At 71.5% G+C, this 18,605-nt stretch carries 14 protein-coding genes and 1 riboswitch; of the genes, 10 read left to right on the forward strand and 4 right to left on the reverse strand.

From position 1 onward, the window contains the following. Positions 1-76 precede the first annotated feature (76 nt). Complete coding sequence (locus tag ACFCY7_RS34950; RefSeq protein ID WP_017237643.1) at positions 77-310, reverse strand: hypothetical protein; 234 nt, start codon at positions 308-310, stop codon at positions 77-79. Positions 311-744: 434 nt separating this feature from the next. Between ACFCY7_RS34950 and ACFCY7_RS34955 the strand changes: the two genes are divergently transcribed. The 5 genes from ACFCY7_RS34955 (at position 745) to ACFCY7_RS34975 (ending at position 7,159) form a co-directional block, all read left to right on the forward strand. Then, the gene (locus tag ACFCY7_RS34955; RefSeq protein ID WP_376490100.1) at positions 745-2,862 is read left to right on the forward strand and encodes a type IIA DNA topoisomerase subunit B; all 2,118 of its coding nucleotides are present in this window, start codon (positions 745-747) and stop codon (positions 2,860-2,862) included. Positions 2,863-2,959: 97 nt separating this feature from the next. Then, positions 2,960-4,174, forward strand: coding sequence for a sensor histidine kinase (locus ACFCY7_RS34960; RefSeq protein ID WP_376490101.1), 1,215 nt, complete (start codon positions 2,960-2,962; stop codon positions 4,172-4,174). A gap of 92 nt (positions 4,175-4,266) precedes the next feature. Then, a complete protein-coding gene (locus ACFCY7_RS34965; RefSeq protein ID WP_376490109.1) occupies positions 4,267-4,986 on the forward strand; it encodes a response regulator in 720 nt (239 codons plus the stop codon). Positions 4,987-5,126: 140 nt separating this feature from the next. After that, a complete protein-coding gene (locus ACFCY7_RS34970) occupies positions 5,127-5,570 on the forward strand; it encodes a DUF485 domain-containing protein (RefSeq protein ID WP_376490110.1) in 444 nt (147 codons plus the stop codon). Continuing rightward, entirely contained in the window at positions 5,567-7,159 is a 1,593-nt protein-coding gene (locus ACFCY7_RS34975; RefSeq protein WP_376490102.1) for a cation acetate symporter, read from the forward strand. The genes ACFCY7_RS34970 and ACFCY7_RS34975 overlap by 4 nt, the downstream gene beginning before the upstream one ends. A 40-nt stretch (positions 7,160-7,199) precedes the next feature. Here the strand turns inward: ACFCY7_RS34975 and ACFCY7_RS34980 are convergent, their stop codons facing one another. Further along, positions 7,200-7,892, reverse strand: a complete 693-nt coding sequence (locus tag ACFCY7_RS34980; RefSeq protein ID WP_376490103.1) for a response regulator — start codon at positions 7,890-7,892, stop codon at positions 7,200-7,202. After that, positions 7,889-9,583: an ATP-binding protein gene (locus tag ACFCY7_RS34985; RefSeq protein ID WP_376490104.1), complete on the reverse strand. Its 1,695-nt coding sequence runs from the start codon at positions 9,581-9,583 to the stop codon at positions 7,889-7,891. The genes ACFCY7_RS34980 and ACFCY7_RS34985 overlap by 4 nt, the downstream gene beginning before the upstream one ends. Positions 9,584-9,763: 180 nt before the next feature. On the opposite strand from ACFCY7_RS34985, the gene ACFCY7_RS34990 reads away from it, so the two are divergent. After that, positions 9,764-10,813: a CobW family GTP-binding protein gene (locus ACFCY7_RS34990; RefSeq protein ID WP_376490105.1), complete on the forward strand. Its 1,050-nt coding sequence runs from the start codon at positions 9,764-9,766 to the stop codon at positions 10,811-10,813. A 159-nt stretch (positions 10,814-10,972) separates the two neighbouring features. On the opposite strand, the gene ACFCY7_RS34995 is transcribed toward ACFCY7_RS34990, so the two are convergent. Beyond that, entirely contained in the window at positions 10,973-13,432 is a 2,460-nt protein-coding gene (locus tag ACFCY7_RS34995) for a DNA topoisomerase (ATP-hydrolyzing) subunit A (protein ID WP_376490106.1), read from the reverse strand. A 187-nt stretch (positions 13,433-13,619) separates the two neighbouring features. Between ACFCY7_RS34995 and ACFCY7_RS35000 the strand changes: the two genes are divergently transcribed. The 4 genes from ACFCY7_RS35000 to ACFCY7_RS35015 all read left to right on the forward strand — a co-directional run bounded on the left by ACFCY7_RS35000 (position 13,620) and on the right by ACFCY7_RS35015 (position 18,389). Further along, positions 13,620-14,960 (forward strand): M16 family metallopeptidase, encoded by a 1,341-nt coding sequence (locus ACFCY7_RS35000; protein WP_376490111.1) that lies wholly within the window; start codon positions 13,620-13,622, stop codon positions 14,958-14,960. A 26-nt stretch (positions 14,961-14,986) separates the two neighbouring features. Beyond that, entirely contained in the window at positions 14,987-16,354 is a 1,368-nt protein-coding gene (locus ACFCY7_RS35005) for a M16 family metallopeptidase (protein WP_376490112.1), read from the forward strand. Between the two features lie 198 nt (positions 16,355-16,552). Further along, positions 16,553-16,717, forward strand: a riboswitch (cyclic di-AMP (ydaO/yuaA leader). 12 nt (positions 16,718-16,729) lie between these two features. Next, positions 16,730-17,500: a M23 family metallopeptidase gene (locus tag ACFCY7_RS35010; protein ID WP_376490107.1), complete on the forward strand. Its 771-nt coding sequence runs from the start codon at positions 16,730-16,732 to the stop codon at positions 17,498-17,500. 205 nt (positions 17,501-17,705) lie between these two features. Beyond that, a complete protein-coding gene (locus ACFCY7_RS35015) occupies positions 17,706-18,389 on the forward strand; it encodes a GntR family transcriptional regulator (protein ID WP_376490108.1) in 684 nt (227 codons plus the stop codon). The last annotated feature ends 216 nt before the right edge of the window (positions 18,390-18,605 follow it).

Genomic DNA, 18,605 nt, shown 5'->3' on the forward strand with positions numbered 1-18,605 from the left:
GCCACCCCCTTGCGGGGGTGGCCGCCCGTCGTCCGGTCGGGGTCAGCGACCGGCCCTGGGCTCGTCGTGGATGAGGTCAGGCGTGGTCTTCGCCCTGCGTGCGGGCCGGCACATCCGTGAGCCGGTCCGTCTCATCCTGTATCTCAACGGCGATCTTCTTGAGTTCCGGCTCGAACTTGCGTCCGTGGTGGGCGCAGAAGAGCAAGTCACCTCCGCTGGTCAGAACGACGCGCAGGTATGCCTGGGCGCCGCAGCGGTCGCAACGGTCAGCGGCCGTCAGGGGGCTCGCGGGGGTCAGAACAGTAGTCACGTCGCCTCTTCTCTAGCTCGACGAGCTGTCGTACCAGGGTCAACATCCAACCAGGCCGAAAACGTTCCCGCTCGTGCCTTTTCCTTGAAACTTCTTCCCAAGGTGGCTGTCTGCTGCCGGTTGGCGGCGAATGAGCCGTATTGCGTTGCTCTACGGATTTCGCGTTGCTTGTGTCGGTTCGTCCTCCCGGCGTGGTTGCCGGTTGTTCATGAGGACGTGCCCGGAGCCTAAATGGTTCATGCCTGGAAGGGAACGTGATGTTCGCGTCACCCCATCGAGGGATCGAACATCCATACGACCCTGGACTAGCATGATGAATCGGGGTGGGTGGTGTGACAACGGCTCTACCAGGCATCGGTACCCTCTGAACCGGTGACCGACGCCGGGCCTTACCCCACTGGGCCACATTTCAAATTCAGCGAGGAGCGAACCGCGTGACCGCCGAGACGTCCGTGCCGTCCAGTGCGCTGCTGACCGCAGACCGTGACGGTTCCAACTACACCGCGCGGCACCTGCTCGTACTCGAAGGGCTCGAAGCGGTCCGCAAGCGCCCCGGTATGTACATCGGGTCCACCGACAGCCGCGGTCTGATGCACTGCATCTGGGAGATCATCGACAACTCGGTCGACGAGGCCCTCGGAGGCTACTGCGACCACATCGAGGTCATCCTCCACGACGACGGCTCCGTCGAGGTCCGCGACAACGGCCGTGGCATCCCGGTCGACGTCGAGCCGAAGACCGGGCTCTCCGGCGTCGAGGTCGTCATGACCAAGCTGCACGCCGGCGGCAAGTTCGGCGGCGGTTCGTACGCCGCGTCCGGCGGTCTGCACGGCGTCGGCGCCTCCGTGGTCAACGCGCTGTCGGCCCGCCTCGACGTCGAGGTCGACCGCAACAGTGCCACGCACTCGATCAGCTTCCGCCGCGGCGTCCCGGGCATCTTCACCGAGCAGGGCCCCGACAGCCCCTTCGACCCGGCCAACGGCCTGCTCAAGGGCAAGCGCGTCCCCAAGACCCGCACCGGCACGCGCGTCCGCTACTGGGCGGACCGGCAGATCTTCCTCAAGGACGCCAAGCTCTCCCTGGAGACGCTCCACCAGCGCGCCCGGCAGACCGCCTTCCTCGTGCCCGGCCTCACCATCGTCGTCCGCGACGAGCGGGACCTGGCGGGGATCGGCAAGAGCGAGGAGACCTTCCGCTTCGACGGCGGCATCAGCGAGTTCTGCGAGTACCTCGCGCAGGACAAGGCCGTCTGCGACATCCAGCGGCTCACCGGGCAGGGCACCTTCAAGGAGACCGTGCCCGTCCTCGACGAGCGCGGTCACATGACCCCGACGGAGGTCACCCGTGAGCTCGCCGTCGACGTGGCCCTCCGCTGGGGCACCGGCTACGACAGCACGGTCAAGTCCTTCGTCAACATCATCGCCACTCCCAAGGGCGGCACCCACGTCTCCGGCTTCGAGACGGCCGTCACCAAGACGGTGAACGAGGTGCTGCGCTCGGCGAAGATGCTGCGCGTCGCCGAGGACGACATCGTCAAGGACGACGCCCTGGAGGGCCTCACCGCCGTCGTCACGGTCCGCCTCGCCGAGCCGCAGTTCGAGGGGCAGACGAAGGAGGTCCTCGGCACGTCCGCCGCTCGCCGGATCGTGGCGAACGTGGTCGCCAAGGAGCTCAAGGCCTTCCTCACCTCCACCCGGCGGGACGACAAGGCGCAGGCCCGTGCCGTCCTGGAGAAGGCCGTCGCCGCGGCCCGCACCCGGATCGCGGCCAGGCAGCACAAGGAGGCGCAGCGCAGGAAGACCGCGCTCGAGTCCTCCTCGCTGCCGGCCAAGCTGGCCGACTGCCGCAGCGACGACGTGGAGCGCAGCGAGCTCTTCATCGTCGAGGGCGACTCGGCCCTCGGTACGGCCAAGCTCGCGCGCAACAGCGAGTTCCAGGCCCTCCTGCCGATCCGCGGCAAGATCCTCAACGTCCAGAAGTCGTCCGTCTCGGACATGCTCAAGAACGCCGAGTGCGGGGCGATCATCCAGGTCATAGGGGCGGGCTCGGGCCGCACCTTCGACATCGACGCGGCCCGGTACGGGAAGATCGTTCTCCTCGTCGACGCCGACGTCGACGGCGCCCACATCCGCTGCCTGCTGCTCACGCTCTTCCAGCGCTACATGCGGCCCATGGTCGAGGCGGGCCGGGTCTTCGCCGCCGTGCCGCCGCTGCACCGGATCGAGCTCGTCCAGCCCAAGAAGGGCCAGGACAAGTACGTCTACACGTACTCGGACAGCGAGCTGCGGCAGACGCTCCTGGAGTTCCAGCGCAAGGGGGTCCGCTACAAGGACTCCATCCAGCGCTACAAGGGTCTGGGCGAGATGGACGCCGACCAGCTCGCGGAGACCACGATGGACCCGCGGCACCGCACCCTGCGCCGGATCAACATCGGCGACCTGGACGCGGCGGAGCAGGTCTTCGACCTCCTCATGGGCAACGACGTGGCGCCCCGCAAGGAGTTCATCACCAGCTCGGCGGCGACGCTCGACCGGTCGCGCATCGACGCCTGATCCACTCCACCCGTGGGTGGAGCCACACGCTCCACCCACGGGCCGATCACACGGCCGCCGACTCTCCGTAGCATCAAGACGACGGAGGGGGACGGTCATGGAAGGCAAGCGCGACCGAGGTCGTACGGAGAGCGGCGGGCGCGGCCCGCGGGCCTGGCGCAGCTGGCCCTCGCGGGAGGCGCTGACCCGCGTCGGAGTGCCCCGGGGGCGGATGGTCCTCGACTACAGCATGATGGCGGGCCTGAGCGTCTGGGTGCTGAGCGGCTGTTACACCTCGGGAGCCTTCGAGGGCGGATACGCGCTGGTGCCGCCGCTCGGGTTCGGGCTGTGCGTGGTGGCCGCGCTGGGCTTCCACCACACGACCCTCGACCACCGGGCCGCCGCTTCGATGGGGCTCCTCGGCGTAATGGCGCTCTGCGGCCTCGGGGCCTACGCCGCCGGCGCCCCGACGGCCGCGACCGTGATGTGGATTGTCGTCTCGGTGATGGCGATGCAGCGGTTGCCGCTGCCCGCCGGGCTGGCGACGGTGGCCGTGCTCGTCCCCGGATTCGTGGAGGCCGACGAGACCGGGATCCTGGGAGCCGCCGTGACCACGGCCGCCGTGCTCCTCGCGGGTTACTCGCTCCGGCTGGACGCCGAGGCCCGCGGCGCGGGGTTTCAGCTGCTCGCCCAGGAGCGGCTCGCCAGGGAGGCGGAGGCCGCGTCGGCGGCGCTCGCCGAGCGGGCGAGGATCGCCCGCGAGATACACGACGTGCTCGCCCACAGCCTGTCCGCCCAGATGGTCCACCTGGAGGTCGCCCGCCTCCAGATCGAGGCGGGGGCCGAGCGGGCGGAGATCCTCAAGCTCGTGACCTCGGCCCGCTCCATGGCGAGGGAAGGACTCGCCGAGACCCGCCACGCGCTCTCCGCACTGCGCGGGGACATGGCGCCCGTCGAGGACTATCTGCGGGAACTGGCCAGAGAGGACCGGGCCGAGGTCGCCGTCACCGGCGAGCGTCGGGACCTGCCCGCCGAGGCCTCGCAGGCGGTACGGCGGGTCGCCCAGGAGGCGCTGACCAATGTCCGCAAGCACGCCCCGGGTGCCCGGACCCGGATCCGGTTCGCCTACGGCACGCACGAGATCTCCCTGGAGATACGCGACTCCGGGCCGCCCAGAGCGTCCGGCGGCGCCGGGGAGGGTCAGGGACTGGGGTCCTCCGGCTCCGGGTACGGGCTGCTCGGCATGAGGGAGCGGGCCGAGCTGCTCGGCGGCAGCCTGGACGCGGGGCCCGAGGGCCCGGGGTTCACCGTGCGGCTGCGGGTGCCGGCGTGAGCGGGCAGGAGGGATCGCGCGTGACCGAGGGCCGGCAGGTGGTGCGGGTGGTCGTCGCGGACGACCAGGCGGTCGTCCGCGAGGGGATCGTGATGCTGCTCGGACTGCTTCCGGGGATCGAGGTCGTCGGATCGGCCCGGGACGGCGAGGAGGCGGTGGAGCTCACCGCCGCACACGAGCCCGACGTGGTCCTGATGGATCTGCGGATGCCCCGCTGCGACGGCGTGGAGGCCACGCGCAGGATCCGTGAGCTGTTCCCCGGGACAGAGGTCGTCGTGCTCACCACGTATGCCGACGACGACTCGCTGTTCCCGGCGCTGCGGGCCGGAGCACGGGGGTACCTGACCAAGGACGCCGACGGGGAGGAGATCGTCCGGGCGCTGCGGGACGTGGTCGACGGACGTGCGGGGCTGTCGCCTTCCGTGCAGAGACGCCTGCTGGAGCAGCTGATGGAGCGTTCGGAGCCGTCGGAACCTTCGGGGTGGTCGGAGTCGTCCGGGTGGCCGGTGAATGCTGGGCAAGCGGGGACGGCCGGGTCCGGGGGGACGGGCGGGGCGGTGTCGGGTGGCTCGGGCGGTGCCGGGGCGCCCGAGGCGGATGGTCTGACGGAGCGGGAGACGGAGGTGCTCGTACTCGTCGCGGACGGGCTGTCCAACCAGGAGATCGCCGGGCGGCTGCGGATCTCCACGGCGACGGTGAAGACCCACATCAACAACCTCTTCACCAAGACCGGTGTGCGCGATCGCGCCCAGGCCGTGCGATACGCATATCAGCACGGTGTGGTCAGGGCACCCGGGAGAAGAGTCACCTGATGGGGTGAAGTGAGAGGGGAGAAGAGTCCGGGATCTTCCCGCTCTGTCCATCCTTGGGCACGCGGCCGAAACGGTTCGCTGACAAGGAGAGTTGACCGGTGGAGCAGGTGGACGAGCAGGAGGGGCGCGGCGCTCCGGCAATGCCGGTCGACGACCCCTGGTACGACGCGGCGGGTTTCGAGTGGGGTGAGCGGTCGGGCGCCGAGGGGCCCGGCAGCATCAGCCCCGACGCGGCGCCGGGGCAGCGGGTCCACAGCACGGCGGAGATCTATCTGGAGGTCCAGAGGAGCCCCGCGTTCCAGGAAGTGCGCAGCCGCTACCGCCGGTTCGTCTTCCCCGCGGCCCTCGCCTTCCTCCTCTGGTACCTCGCCTACGTCGTGGCGGCGACGGCCGCGCCCGGACTCATGGCCCGGCCGGTCGCCGGAGCGGTGAACGTGGCGATGGTCGCGGGGCTCGGACAGTTCCTCACCACCTTCCTGCTGACCTGGGCCTACACGAGGCACGCGCGGCTGCGCAGGGACCGGGCGGCGCTGGAGCTGCGCTGGGACACGCAGGAGATGACCAGAGGGGCGGTGCAGCGGTGACCGGACACCACCAGACCCTGGCGCTCGTGCTGTTCAGCGTCTTCATCGCGGTCACCCTCGGGATCACCACCTGGGTGAGCCGCAACCGGCACGGTTCGGCAGAGGAGTTCTACGCCGGCGGACGGCTGTTCTCCCCCCTGGAGAACGGATTCGCCATCGCCGGCGACTACATGTCCGCGGCCTCGTTCCTCGGCATCTCCGGGCTGATCGCGCTCTACGGCTACGACGGCATGCTGTACTCCGTCGGCTTCCTCGTGGCCTGGCTGGTCGTGCTCCTGCTGGTCGCCGAACTGGTCCGCAACTGCGGTCGGTTCACGCTCGCCGACGTCGTCGCCGCGCGGATGGCCGAGCGGCCGGTGCGCATCGCCGCCGGGACGTCCTCGGTGGCGGTCTCCGTGCTGTACCTCGTGGCGCAGATGGTGGGGGCCGGGAGTCTGGTCGCCCTGCTGCTCGGCGGCACCGGCGAGGCGGCCCGGTCGTGGACGGTCATCGGAGTGGGCGCGCTGATGGTGATCTACGTGTCGCTCGGCGGCATGCGGGCCACCACCTGGATCCAGATCGTCAAAGCGGTGCTGCTCATGGCGGGCACGGTCGCGCTCACGGTCCTCGTACTGTTCCGGTTCCACGGTGACGTGAACAGCCTGCTGTCCACCGCCGCCCACCGCAGCGGCCACGGAACGGACTTCCTCGCCCCCGGACTCCGCTACGGAGGGGACTGGACGTCCCGGCTCGACTTCATCAGCCTCGGCATCGCCCTGGTCCTGGGCACCGCGGGACTGCCGCACATCCTGTCGCGCTTCTACACCGTGCCGACCGCCCGTGCCGCCCGCCGCTCCGTCGTCTGGTCCATCGGGCTCATCGGCAGTTTCTACCTGATGACCATCGTGCTCGGCTTCGGGGCGGCCGCGCTGATCGGCCCGGACGAGGTCCGCGCCTCGAACGCGTCGGGGAACACCGCCGTGCCGCTGCTCGCCCTCGATCTCGGCGGGGGAGCGGGCTCCACCGGCGGCACGGTGCTCTTCGCGATCGTCGCCGCCGTCGCCTTCGCGACCATCCTCGCCGTCGTCGCGGGGATCACGCTCGCCTCCTCGGCCTCCGTCGCCCACGACCTGTACAGCTCGCTGCGCCGACGGCACGCGAAGCAGTACAGCGAGGTGACCGTGGCCCGGGTCGCCGCCGCGGTGATCGGCGCGGCCGCCATCGGACTCGGGCTGCTCGCCCGCGATCTCAACGTGGCGTTCCTCGTCGGTCTGGCCTTCGCGGTCGCGGCCTCCGCGAATCTGCCGGTGCTGCTGTACTCGCTGTTCTGGCGGAAGTTCACCACGCGGGGCGCGGTCTGGTCCGTGTACGGCGGCCTGGTGCCCGCGGTGTTGCTCGTGCTGGTCTCGCCGGTCGTCTCCGGCAGCCCCGAGGCGCTGTTCCCCGGGGTCGACTTCCACCTGTTCCCGCTGCAGAACCCGGGTGTGGTCTCCATTCCGCTCGGCTTCCTCGCGGGCTGGATCGGCACGGTCACGTCGTCCGAGCCGCCCGACGAGGCGCGCCACGCCGAGACCGAGGTCCGGGCGCTGACCGGCGCGGGCGCCGTCTGACCGACCCGGGTGCCGTCTGACCGATCGCCGGGACCGCCGCTCAGGCGGCGGGCGGTGAGGCGGCCGTCCAGGCGTACCGGTGCTCGGGGCGGCCGGTCTCGCCGTACCGGAGCGAGAGGCGTACCCGGCCGGTGCGTTCGAGGAGCTTGAGGTAGCGCTGGGCGGTCTGCCGGCTGACGCCGGCCCGCTCGGCGATCTCCTGCGCGGAGAGCGGTCCGTCGGCGGCGAGCAGGACCTGCCGGACCAGTTCGGCCGTGGTGGGGGAGTGCCCCTTGGGCAGGTCGGGGGCGACGGAGCCGGCCGCGAGGACGCCGAAGATCCGGTCCACCTCGGACTGTTCGGCCTCGCCCCCGCTCTCCAGGGTGCGGCGCAGGGTCGCGTAGGCCTCCAGCTTCGCGCGCAGTCCGGCGAAGTTGAACGGCTTCACCAGGTACTGGAGCGCGCCGTGCCGCATCGCCGCCTGCACGGTCGCCACGTCCCTGGCGGCCGTCACCATGATCACGTCGCACTGGTGGCCGCGCGCGCGGAGCTCCCGTACGGCCGCGAGACCGTTCTCGTCGGGCAGGTAGTGGTCCAGGAGGATCAGATCCACCGGCTGCCCGTCGAGGGCCGCGAGCGCCTCGGCGGTCGAGTGGGCGGTGGCGACCACCCGGAAGCCCGGCATCTTGGCGACGTAGGCAGCGTTGATCCGCGCGACCCGTACGTCGTCGTCCACCACGAGCACGTCGATCATCGCGCCTCCTCGGCGCTCTCCGGCACGGCCGCCTCGGACGGGTTCGGCGTGGGTGCGGTGGGTTCCGGTTCGGTCAGGGCGTCCGGGAGGAGGACGGTGAAGGCGGCGCCTCCGTCGGGGCCGGCGGCCACCGTGGCGGTGCCGCCGCGGCGCTCGGCGAGGCGGCGGACGAGGGCGAGACCGAGGCCGCGCTTCCCGTGCGACGGGAGCGACTTCGTCGTCCAGCCCTCGGTGAAGATCAGCTCGCGACGCTCCTCGGGGACCCCGGGGCCGCTGTCGGAGACCCGCAGCACGACGGTACGGCCCTCGGCGCGGAAGGCGACGACGACTCGGGCGCCCGGGGTTCCGGCGACGGCGTCCAGGGCGTTGTCGACGAGGTTGCCGACGACGGTGACCAGCTCGCGGGGGTCGACGAGCCGGTCCGGGAGCAGCGAGTCGGGAGCCAGGCGCAGCGAGACCCCGCGCTCGGCGGCGACGGTGGCCTTGCCGACCAGGAGGGCCGCGAGGAGGGGGTCGTGGACCTTCTCGGTGACCTGTTCGGCGGTGGCCCGGTGCACCCCGACGACCTCGGTGACGAACTCGACCGCCTCGTCGTGCATCTCCAGTTCCAGGAGGCCGAGGAGGGTGTGGAGCCGGTTGGCGTGCTCGTGGTCCTGGGCGCGGAGGGCGTCGATCAGACCGCGCGTCGAGTCCAGCTCGCGTCCGAGGTGCTCCAGTTCGGTGCGGTCGCGCAGGGTGGCCACGGCGCCGCCGTCGTCCGTGGGCATCCGGTTGGCGATCAGCACCCGGTGGCCCCGGACGGTGACCAGGTCGTCGCCGGTGACCCGGCCCGCCAGGACGTCCGCGGTGCGGCCGGTGCCGAGGACCTCGTCGAGCGGCCGGCCCGCCGCCTCGGGGCCGAGGCCGAGGAGCCGCTGGGCCTCGTCGTTCATCAGGCGTACGGAGCCGTTGCGGTCCAGGGCGACGACGCCCTCGCGGATGCCGTGCAGCATGGCCTCGCGCTCGGCGAGCAGCGCCGAGATGTCGGAGAAGGCCAGGTCGTGGGTCTGGCGCTGGAGGCGCCGGGAGATCAGGTACGCGGCCAGGGCACCGGCCGCGAGCGCCCCGCCGGCGTAGGCGAGGAGGCCGGGGATGGCGGCGAGGAGCCGGTCCCGGACGCTTTCGTACTCGATGCCGACCGACACGGCGCCGACGATCCGGCCGTCCGCGTCCCGCAGCGGCACCTTGCCGCGCGCCGAGCGGCCCAGGGTGCCGTTGTCGATCTCCATCACCTCGTGCCCGGCGAGGACGCTGCTCGGGTCGGTGGAGACGAGCCTGCCGATCTGGGCGGGGTCGGTGTGCGACCAGCGCACCCCGCGGGTGTCCATGACCACGACGTACTCGGCGCCCGTCGCCGTCCGGATCCGCTCGGCCTCCGTCTGTACGGGCCCCCGTGCGGACGGAGGGGTTCCGGTGAGGTCCGCGGCGAGCCGGGGCGACGCGGTGGTGTCCGCGATGGCCAGGGCCTGCCGCATGGCCTGGTCGTCGAGCTGGGCGCTGAGCGGAGCGAGGAAGAGCCCCGTGGCGAGGACGGTCACACCGGTCGCGATGGCCAGCTGCATCAGCAGGACCTGCGAGAACACCCGCTGTGGCCACCCGATCCGCCGTCGGCGCGCGCGGGGGCGCGAGGGGCTGGTCTGTGCGGGGCTCATGCCGGAAACGGTACGGCGACACGCCCCGGGACCGGAAATACGGAACCGCGCCGGACGCCCGGAGGGGTGGGGCACCGCGCGCGGTGCCCCGACGCGTCCCCGGGGGAGCCGCACGCCGGGCTGCCTATCCTGGGGGCTTCCCACGGCCGTGGGGCACGAAGGAAACCGGAGGCACGTCCCTTGACCACGCAGCAGATCCCCGTCGTCGTTCTCGCCGGGTTTCTCGGGGCCGGGAAGACCACGCTCCTGAACCATGTGCTGCGCAGCGCCCGGGGCACCCGTATCGGCGTCATGGTCAACGACTTCGGGGACATCGGCATCGACGCGATGAGCGTCGCCGGGCAGGTCGGCTCCACCGTCTCGCTGGGCAACGGCTGCCTGTGCTGTGCCGTGGACGCGAGCGAGCTCGACGAGTATCTGGAGGTCCTGGCCCGGCCCTCGTCGCGGCTCGACGTGATCGTCATCGAGGCGAGCGGCCTCGCCGAGCCGCAGGAGCTGGTGCGGATGGTGCTCGCCAGCGAGAACGAGCGGATCGTGTACGGCGGGCTCGTCCAGGTCGTCGACGCCGCCGAGTTCTCCGCCACCCGGCAGCGGCACCCCGAGACCGACCGGCACCTCCCGATCGCCGACCTCGTCGTGGTCAACAAGGCCGACCGGGTCTCCGAGGACGAGCTGCGAGCCGTCCACGAGACGGTGCGCGGCCTCGCCGGCAAGGCCGTGGTGGTCGACGCCCGGCACGGGAGGATCGACCCGGAACTGCTCTTCGACCGGGTGGTCCCCGAGGGGGAGATCGAGGGGCAGATGTCCATCGAGGACATCCTGTACGGCGAGGACGACGCGCACGCCCACCCGCACGCCGCGTACGACACCGTCTCGTTGGCCGCCTCGACCCCGCTCCACCCCCGCCGGCTCATGGCCTTCCTGGACGCCCGGCCCGAGGGGCTCTACCGGATCAAGGGATTCGTCGACTTCGGTGCCGCCGACCCGGCCAACCGCTACACCGTGCACGCCGTCGGACGCTTCCTGCGCTTCCATCCCGAGCCGTGGCCCGAGGGCGAGGAGCGGCTCACCCAGCTCGTCCTGATCGGCTCCGGCGTCGACGCGGCCGGACTGCGCAAGGACCTCGCGTCCTGCGAGCTGAACGGCCCGCAGGACGCCCCCGACGAACACGCGATGTGGGGCGTCCTGCGGTACGTGCGGCAGACGGAGGAGGAGCCGGAAGGCTCCTAGGGATTCTCGTCGGCCAGGTTCGGCCGGGCCGGGCCAGGCCAGGCCGACGAGGCCAGGCCAGGCCGACGAGGCCAGGCCAGGCTCGTGGGCGTTCAGGCGGGCTCGTGGGTGTCCTGCCGGTCGGGCCGGGATCCCGGCGCCCGACCGGCAGGACAGCTCCTAGTTCGCCGGGCTCGCCACCACGTCGACCGGCTGGGGGAGCGGGGTCCCCGAGCCGTCGCGGCGGGGGTCGGCCTCCGGGAGCGGCACCGGGGCGCCGCTCTTCTGCGCGGCGCGGGCCGGAGTGGCACCGGCCCAGGCCAGGGTCAGCACGTCCTCGCCCTTCAGGAAGCGCTGGCAGCGGACGCCGCCGGTCGCGCGGCCCTTGCGCGGGTACTGGTCGAACGGGGTCAGCTTCGCGGACGTGCCCGTCGAGGAGTCGAGGGTGCCCGTGGAGCCCGCGACGGTGAAGACGACGGCGTCCGCCGCCGGGTCGACCGCCGTGAACGAGAGCACCTCGGCGCCCGCGGTCAGCTTGATGCCCGCCATGCCGCCGGCCGGACGGCCCTGGGGCCGTACCTGCGAGGCCTGGTAGCGGAGCAGCTGGGCGTCGGAGGTGATGAAGACCAGGTCCTCGTCGCCCGTGCGCAGCTCGGTCGCGCCGACGATCCGGTCACCGTCCTTGAGGGTGATGACCTCCAGCTCGTCCTTGTTCGCCGGGTAGTCCGGCACCACGCGCTTCACGACGCCCTGCAGCGTGCCGAGGGCCAGGCCCGGCGAGGACTCGTCGAGCGTGGTCAGGCAGACCACCGTCTCGTCCGCCTCCAGGGTCAGGAACTCGGACAGCGGCGCGCCGCCCGCCAGGTTCGGGGCGCTGGCGGTGTCCGGGAGCTGCGGCAGGTCGATCACCGCGATCCGCAGCAGCCGGCCGGCCGAGGTCACCGCTCCGACGTCACCGCGCTGGGTGGCCGCCACCGCGGACAGGATCACGTCGTGCTTGACCCGCGCGGCCTCCGGGTCGACCGGGGGCAGCTCGGCCGTCGCCGTACGGGCCAGCAGGCCGGTGGAGGACAGCAGGACCCGGCAGGGGTCGTCCGCGACCTCCAGGGACACGGCGGCGACGGGCGCGCCGGCGGACTCGAGCAGGACCGTCCGGCGGTCGGTGGCGAACTTCTTGGCGACGGCGGCCAGCTCCGCGGAGACGAGCTTGCGCAGCTCCGCGTCGGAGTCGAGGATGCCGGTCAGCTCGTCGATCTCGCCGTTGAGCCGGTCGCGCTCGGTCTCCAGCTCGAGCCGGTCGAACCTGGTGAGGCGGCGCAGCGGGGTGTCCAGGATGTACTGCGTCTGGATCTCGCTCAGCGAGAAGCGCTCCATCAGGCGCTCCTTGGCCTGCGCGGAGTTGTCGCTCTCCCGGATGAGGCGGATGACCTCGTCGATGTCGAGCAGTGCGACGAGCAGGCCGAGGACCAGGTGGAGCCGGTCGCTCTTCTTGGTCCGGCGGAACTCGGAGCGGCGCCGGACGACCTCGAAGCGGTGGTCGAGGTAGACCTCCAGGAGCTCCTTGAGGCCGAGGGTGAGCGGCTGGCCGTCCACCAGCGCCACGTTGTTGATGCCGAAGGACTCTTCCATCGGCGTCAGCTTGTAGAGCTGCTCGAGGACCGCCTCGGGCACGAAGCCGTTCTTGACCTCGATGACGAGCCGCAGGCCGTGGCTGCGGTCGGTGAGGTCCTTGACGTCGGCGATGCCCTGGAGCTTCTTGGAGCCGACCAGGTCCTTGATCTTGGAGATGACCTTCTCGGGGCCGACCGTGAACGGCAGCTCGGTCACGATGATGCCCTTGCGGCGGGCGGTCACCGTCTCCACGGTCGCCGTGGCGCGGATCTTGAAGGAGCCGCGGCCCGACTCGTACGCGTCCTTGATGCCGGAGAGGCCGACGATCCGGCCGCCGGTGGGCAGGTCGGGGCCGGGCACGAACCGCATCAGGGTCTCGAGGTCGGCGCCGGGGTACCGGATGAGGTGGCGGGCGGCCGCGACGACCTCGCCGAGGTTGTGCGGCGGCATGTTGGTCGCCATGCCGACCGCGATGCCGGACGCGCCGTTGACCAGCAGGTTCGGGTAGGCGGCGGGGAGCGCGACCGGCTCCTGCTCCTGGCCGTCGTAGTTCGGCGCGAAGTCGACCGTGTCCTCGTCGATGGACTCGGTCATGAGCAGCGCGGCCGGGGCCATCCGCGACTCGGTGTACCGCATGGCGGCCGGCGGGTCGTCGTTGCCGAGGGAACCGAAGTTGCCGTGGCCGTCGACGAGGGGCAGCCGCATGGAGAAGGGCTGTGCCATGCGGACCATGGCGTCGTAGATCGAGGCGTCGCCGTGCGGGTGCAGCTTGCCCATCACCTCGCCGACGACGCGGGCGCACTTGACGAACCCGCGGTCGGGGCGGAGCCCCATCTCGCCCATCTGGTAGACGATGCGGCGCTGGACGGGCTTCATGCCGTCGCGGGCGTCGGGGAGCGCGCGCGAGTAGATCACCGAGTACGCGTACTCGAGGAAGGAGCCCTGCATCTCGTCGACGACGTCGATGTCGAGGATTCGCTCCTCGAACGCGTCGTCCGGCGGCGGTGTCTTCGTGCTGCGGCGGGCCATCGCGGCTGCGGCTCCTTCACCAACAAGGTTGATCTGACGCGGACCATTGTGGACCGTGCCACCGACAACGCCGACCTCGACCCGGAAGAGGGACATCGGGACCCGACGGGAACTTCGCGAAGTGTCGGCGCGCTTGCATACAGTGGCAGGACTTTTTCACATCGCGATCGAAGGGACGTACATGCCCATGGGTCACACGGCCACGGCCGAGGCCGGCTCCGGCGGCCTGACAGCGACCGAGCACCGGTTGGCGAACGGCCTGCGCGTGGTGCTCTCGGAGGACCACCTGACCCCGGTCGCCGCGGTCTGCCTCTGGTACGACGTCGGCTCGCGCCACGAGGTCGAGGGCCGCACGGGCCTCGCCCACCTCTTCGAGCACCTGATGTTCCAGGGTTCGAAGCAGGTCCACGGGAACGGCCACTTCGAACTGGTGCAGGGCGCGGGCGGCTCGCTCAACGGCACGACGAGCTTCGAGCGCACCAACTACTTCGAGACCATGCCCACGCACCAGCTGGAGCTCGCCCTCTGGCTGGAGGCCGACCGCATGGGCTCGCTGCTGGCCGCCCTGGACGACGAGTCCATGGAGAACCAGCGGGACGTCGTCAAGAACGAGCGCCGCCAGCGCTACGACAACGTGCCGTACGGCACCGCGTTCGAGAAGCTCACCGCCCTCGCCTACCCGGAGGGCCACCCGTACCACCACACCCCGATCGGCTCCATGGCCGACCTGGACGCGGCGACGCTGGAGGACGCGCGGAACTTCTTCCGCACGTACTACGCGCCGAACAACGCGGTGCTGTCCGTCGTCGGCGACATCGACCCGGTGCAGACCCTCGCCTGGATCGAGAAGTACTTCGGCTCCATCCCGCAGCACGACGGCAAGCTGCCCCCGCGCGACGGCTCGCTGCCCGAGGTCATCGGCGAGCAGCTGCGCGAGGTCGTCGAGGAGGAGGTCCCGGCCCGCGCGCTGATGGCCGCCTACCGGCTGCCGCACGACGGCACGCGCGAGTGCGACGCCGCCGATCTGGCCCTGACGGTCCTGGGCGGTGGCGAGTCGTCCCGCCTGCACAACCGGCTGGTCCGCCGCGACCGCACGGCCGTCGCCGCCGGCTTCGGCCTGCTGCGGCTCGCCGGCGCGCCCTCGCTGGGCTGGCTGGACGTGAAGACCTCCGGAGGCGTCGAGGTCCCGCAGATCGAGGCGGCCGTCGACGAGGAGCTCGCCCGGTTCGCCGCCGAGGGCCCCACGCCCGAGGAGATGGAGCGCGCGCAGGCCCAGTTGGAGCGCGAGTGGCTCGACCGGCTCGGCACCGTCGCGGGCCGCGCCGACGAACTGTGCCGGTTCGCCGTGCTGTTCGGCGACCCGCAGCTCGCCCTGACGGCCGTGGACCGGGTCCTGGACGTCACCGCCGAGGAGGTGCAGGCGGTCGCCGCGGCCAAGCTGCGCCCCGACAACCGCGCGGTCCTGGTCTACGAGCCGGTGGCCACCGACGAGAGCGACAGCGACGAGGAAGAGGGAGCGGACCAGTGACCGACGCTGCCGCGTCTTTGACGAGCATGGACTTCCACCCGCAGCCGGCGCCGGGCGCCGCCAGGCCCTGGGCGTTTCCGGCCCCGGACCGCGGGAAGCTGGACAACGGCCTGACGCTGCTGACCTGCCACCGCCCCGGCCAGCAGGTCGTGGCCGTGGAGATCTTCCTGCCGGCCCCGCTGGACGCGGAGCCCGCCGGTCTCGACGGCGTCGCCACGATCATGGCCCGCGCGCTCTCCGAGGGAACGGACCAGCGCAGCGCCGAGGAGTTCGCGGCCGACCTGGAGCGCTGCGGCGCGACGCTCGACGCGCACGCCGACCACCCGGGCGTACGGGTCTCCCTGGAGGTCCCCGTCTCCCGGCTGCCCAAGGCGCTCGGGCTGCTCTCCGAGGCCCTGATCGCCCCGGCGTTCCTGGAGACCGAGATCGAGCGCCTGGTGCGCAACCGTCTCGACGAGATCCCGCACGAGACGGCCAACCCGTCCCGCCGCGCCGCCAAGCAGCTCTCCAAGGAGCTCTTCCCGGCCGAGTCCCGGATGTCCCGGCCGCGCCAGGGCACCGAGGAGACCGTCGCCGCGATCGACGCCGCCGCCGTCCGCGCCTTCTACGACGCGTACGTCCGGCCCGGCACCGCCACGGCGGTGGTCGTCGGCGACCTGACCGGCGTCGACCTCGACAAGGTCCTCGCGGACACGCTGGGCGCCTGGACCGGCGAGCCGGCCGAGCCGCTCCCGATGCCGCCGATCACGGCGGACGACACCGGACGGGTCGTCATCGTGGACCGCCCGGGAGCCGTGCAGACCCAGCTGCTCATCGGCCGGATCGGTGCCGACCGGCACGACCGCGTCTGGCCGGCCCAGGTCCTCGGCACGTACTGCCTCGGCGGCACCCTCACCTCGCGGCTCGACAAGGTCCTGCGCGAGGAGAAGGGCTACACGTACGGCGTGCGGGCCTTCGGCCAGGTGCTCCGCTCGGACGCCGAGGGGAACGGCGCCTCGATGCTCGCCATCAGCGGCTCCGTCGACACCCCCAACACCGGTCCGGCCCTCGAGGACCTGTGGCAGGTGCTGCGCACCCTCGCCGCCGAGGGGCTCACCGACGCCGAGCGCGAGACCGCCGTGCAGAACCTGGTGGGGGTCGCGCCGCTCAAGTACGAGACGGCCGCCTCCGTCGCCGGGACGCTCGCCGACCAGGTCGAACAGCACCTTCCGGACGACTTCCAGGCCCAGTTGTACGCGCGCCTGGCCGAGACCGGCACGGTGGAGGCGACCGCTGCCGTGGTCAGCGCCTTCCCCGTGGACCGGCTCGTCACGGTGCTGGTGGGCGACGCGGCGCAGATCGCGGAGCCCGTGCGGGCGCTCGGCATCGGCGAAGTGACCGTCGTGACCGGCTGATTCCGGTTCCGGTGTGACAACGGGAGGGCCTCGGCGGCATGTTCGCCGGGGCCTCTCGCTATGTCCGTATTGAGAGCAAGGGTGACCCTTTGCCCTGTGGCATGTCTTACAAAAGGCGTGTCCGGTTGGTGATTGAAAGACGATCCGCATAGCGTCGGTGCGGCTGTTCGTCAGTGCACGTGCCGCAGCCGCGGCATCGGACAGTCATCGCCGAGTCCCCGTCAGGCGCGAGCCTGGGGAGCCGGGGACCCACATGAGTCCCTGGGGTGAATCGGACGCCTTCGTCCCGTACGGAGGGGCCCGTAGGAGACCTTCCTGCTCCGAACCCGTCAGCTAACCCGGTAGGCGAGAAGGAAGGAAAGGATCAGCCACTACATGGCGTTCACCCGTGCCACCGGGAAGCATCGTGGTCCGAGCCGGATGGCGCGCCGCAGCGTGGGCATCGCCGGCGTCGCGACGCTCGCCACCACCGGCGTCATCGGAACCCTCGCCTCCCCGGCGCTCGCCGCCGACACGGACAACCGCTCCGCCGAGGACACCGGCCTCACCCAGGTCATCACCGAGGACTCCCTCGTGGACCGGATCGACGCCCAGGCCGCCGCCCAGGAGCAGGAGGCCGTCGAGGCCGTCGCCCAGGCGAAGGCCAAGGCCGAGGCGAAGCGCAAGGCCGAGGCCCGCGCCAAGGAGATCCGCCAGGAGCGCGAGCGCGCCGCCCGCGAGGCCGAGCGCCGCCGTCTGGCCTCCTTCCAGCTCCCCATCGCCGGCTCGTACGTCTCCACCGGTTACAAGACCGGTGGTTCGCTCTGGTCCTCGGGCAGCCACTCCGGCGTCGACTTCCACGCCGCCTACGGCACCCGGGTCGTCTCCGTCGGCTCCGGCACCGTCGTCGAGGCCGGCTGGGGCGGCGCGTACGGCAACAACATCGTGATCCGGATGAACGACGGCACGTACACGCAGTACGGGCACCTCTCCTCCATCGGGGTCCACGTCGGCCAGACCGTCGAGCCCGGCCAGCAGATAGGCATCTCCGGCTCGACCGGCAACTCGACCGGCCCGCACCTCCACTTCGAGGCGCGCACGGGGGCCGACTACGGCTCCGACATCAACCCGATCGCGTACCTCCGCGCCCGCGGCGTCCACGTCTGACCCCGCCCGGCCCGGTTCCGCACCGCGTCGCAAAAGCCCCGGCTCGTACTGAGCCGGGGCTTTTCGCTGCTCGTGGGGCAGTGGAATAAGGCCATGGATTCGGCCGGGGCATCGGAAATCCCGGCGCGCTGCAATAGAGTCGATGATCAGGCGCAGAACAGGCGCTGCTCGAATTGTCTCGCGCGGACCAAGGCGGAGGTCGGACATGCGCATTCCCGCGCATTCGGTATGCACGGCGATCAGGGACGACATCGTCTCCGGCGTCTACGAGCGGGGCGGCCGGCTGACCGAGGAACAACTCGCCCGCCGGTACGGGGTCTCGCGCGTCCCGGTCCGCGAGGCCCTGCGCACGCTGGAGTCCGAGGGCTTCGTCGTGACCCGCCGGCACGCGGGGGCGCACGTCGCCGAGCCCACCGAGCAGGAGGCGGCCGACCTGCTCGACATGCGGTCGCTGCTCGAACCGCTGGGGGCCGCGCGGGCCGCGCAGCGGCGCACCGACGCCCACCTCAAGGTGCTGCGGGGCCTGGTCAGGCTGGGCCAGGAGCGCGCCAGGCGCGGCCAGGGCGAGGATCTGCGCTCGCTCGGCGGCTGGTTCCACGAGACGCTCGCGCAGGCCTCGGGCAGCCCGGCCCTGACGGCGCTGCTCACCCAGCTGCGGCACAAGATCGCCTGGATGTACGCGGTGGACGTGCCCGCCCAGCCGGTGGAGGCCTGGGCCGAGCACGGCGCCATCGTCGACGCGGTGGCGCGCGGTGACGCCGAGCGGGCCAGGGCGCTGACCGTGCTGCACGCCGAACGCTCCCTGCCGCTGCACCGGCTCAAAAGGCCGGAGCGGGGTCGTGTGAGGGTTTCGCAACATGCAGTCAACACGGCGAGTGCCCGGAATTAACGTGCGCACCGTATACAAAGAAGAGGTATTCGAGCGGCGTTATTCGTGCTGCCCGGAACAATGACCGGGAGAATGTGAATGGCCGTGGGGGGCCGGGGGACGGGGCCCCCGCCCAACCGAGGGGGGGGGGCCCGGTGAATCCGGGGAGGGGGGGGGGGGCCAAACCCCGGCGAGTTTAAAAAAAAAAAAACCCACCCCAAAAAACCCACAAGAGGT

This window comes from Streptomyces sp. NPDC056361, from assembly GCF_042262805.1.
Lineage (GTDB): Bacteria > Actinomycetota > Actinomycetes > Streptomycetales > Streptomycetaceae > Streptomyces.

What these genes read in the sequence shown, in the direction of transcription:
- ACFCY7_RS35015 (WP_376490108.1), top strand. Translation starts at nt 17,706, where the DNA reads ATGCGCATTCCCGCGCATTCGGTATGCACGGCGATCAGGGACGACATC.
- ACFCY7_RS35000 (WP_376490111.1), top strand. Translation starts at nt 13,620, where the DNA reads ATGGGTCACACGGCCACGGCCGAGGCCGGCTCCGGCGGCCTGACAGCG.
- ACFCY7_RS34995 (WP_376490106.1), bottom strand. Translation starts at nt 13,432, where the DNA reads ATGGCCCGCCGCAGCACGAAGACACCGCCGCCGGACGACGCGTTCGAG.
- ACFCY7_RS34985 (WP_376490104.1), bottom strand. Translation starts at nt 9,583, where the DNA reads ATGAGCCCCGCACAGACCAGCCCCTCGCGCCCCCGCGCGCGCCGACGG.
- ACFCY7_RS34970 (WP_376490110.1), top strand. Translation starts at nt 5,127, where the DNA reads ATGCCGGTCGACGACCCCTGGTACGACGCGGCGGGTTTCGAGTGGGGT.
- ACFCY7_RS35005 (WP_376490112.1), top strand. Translation starts at nt 14,987, where the DNA reads ATGGACTTCCACCCGCAGCCGGCGCCGGGCGCCGCCAGGCCCTGGGCG.
- ACFCY7_RS34965 (WP_376490109.1), top strand. Translation starts at nt 4,267, where the DNA reads ATGCTGCTCGGACTGCTTCCGGGGATCGAGGTCGTCGGATCGGCCCGG.
- ACFCY7_RS34980 (WP_376490103.1), bottom strand. Translation starts at nt 7,892, where the DNA reads ATGATCGACGTGCTCGTGGTGGACGACGACGTACGGGTCGCGCGGATC.
- ACFCY7_RS35010 (WP_376490107.1), top strand. Translation starts at nt 16,730, where the DNA reads ATGGCGTTCACCCGTGCCACCGGGAAGCATCGTGGTCCGAGCCGGATG.
- ACFCY7_RS34960 (WP_376490101.1), top strand. Translation starts at nt 2,960, where the DNA reads ATGGAAGGCAAGCGCGACCGAGGTCGTACGGAGAGCGGCGGGCGCGGC.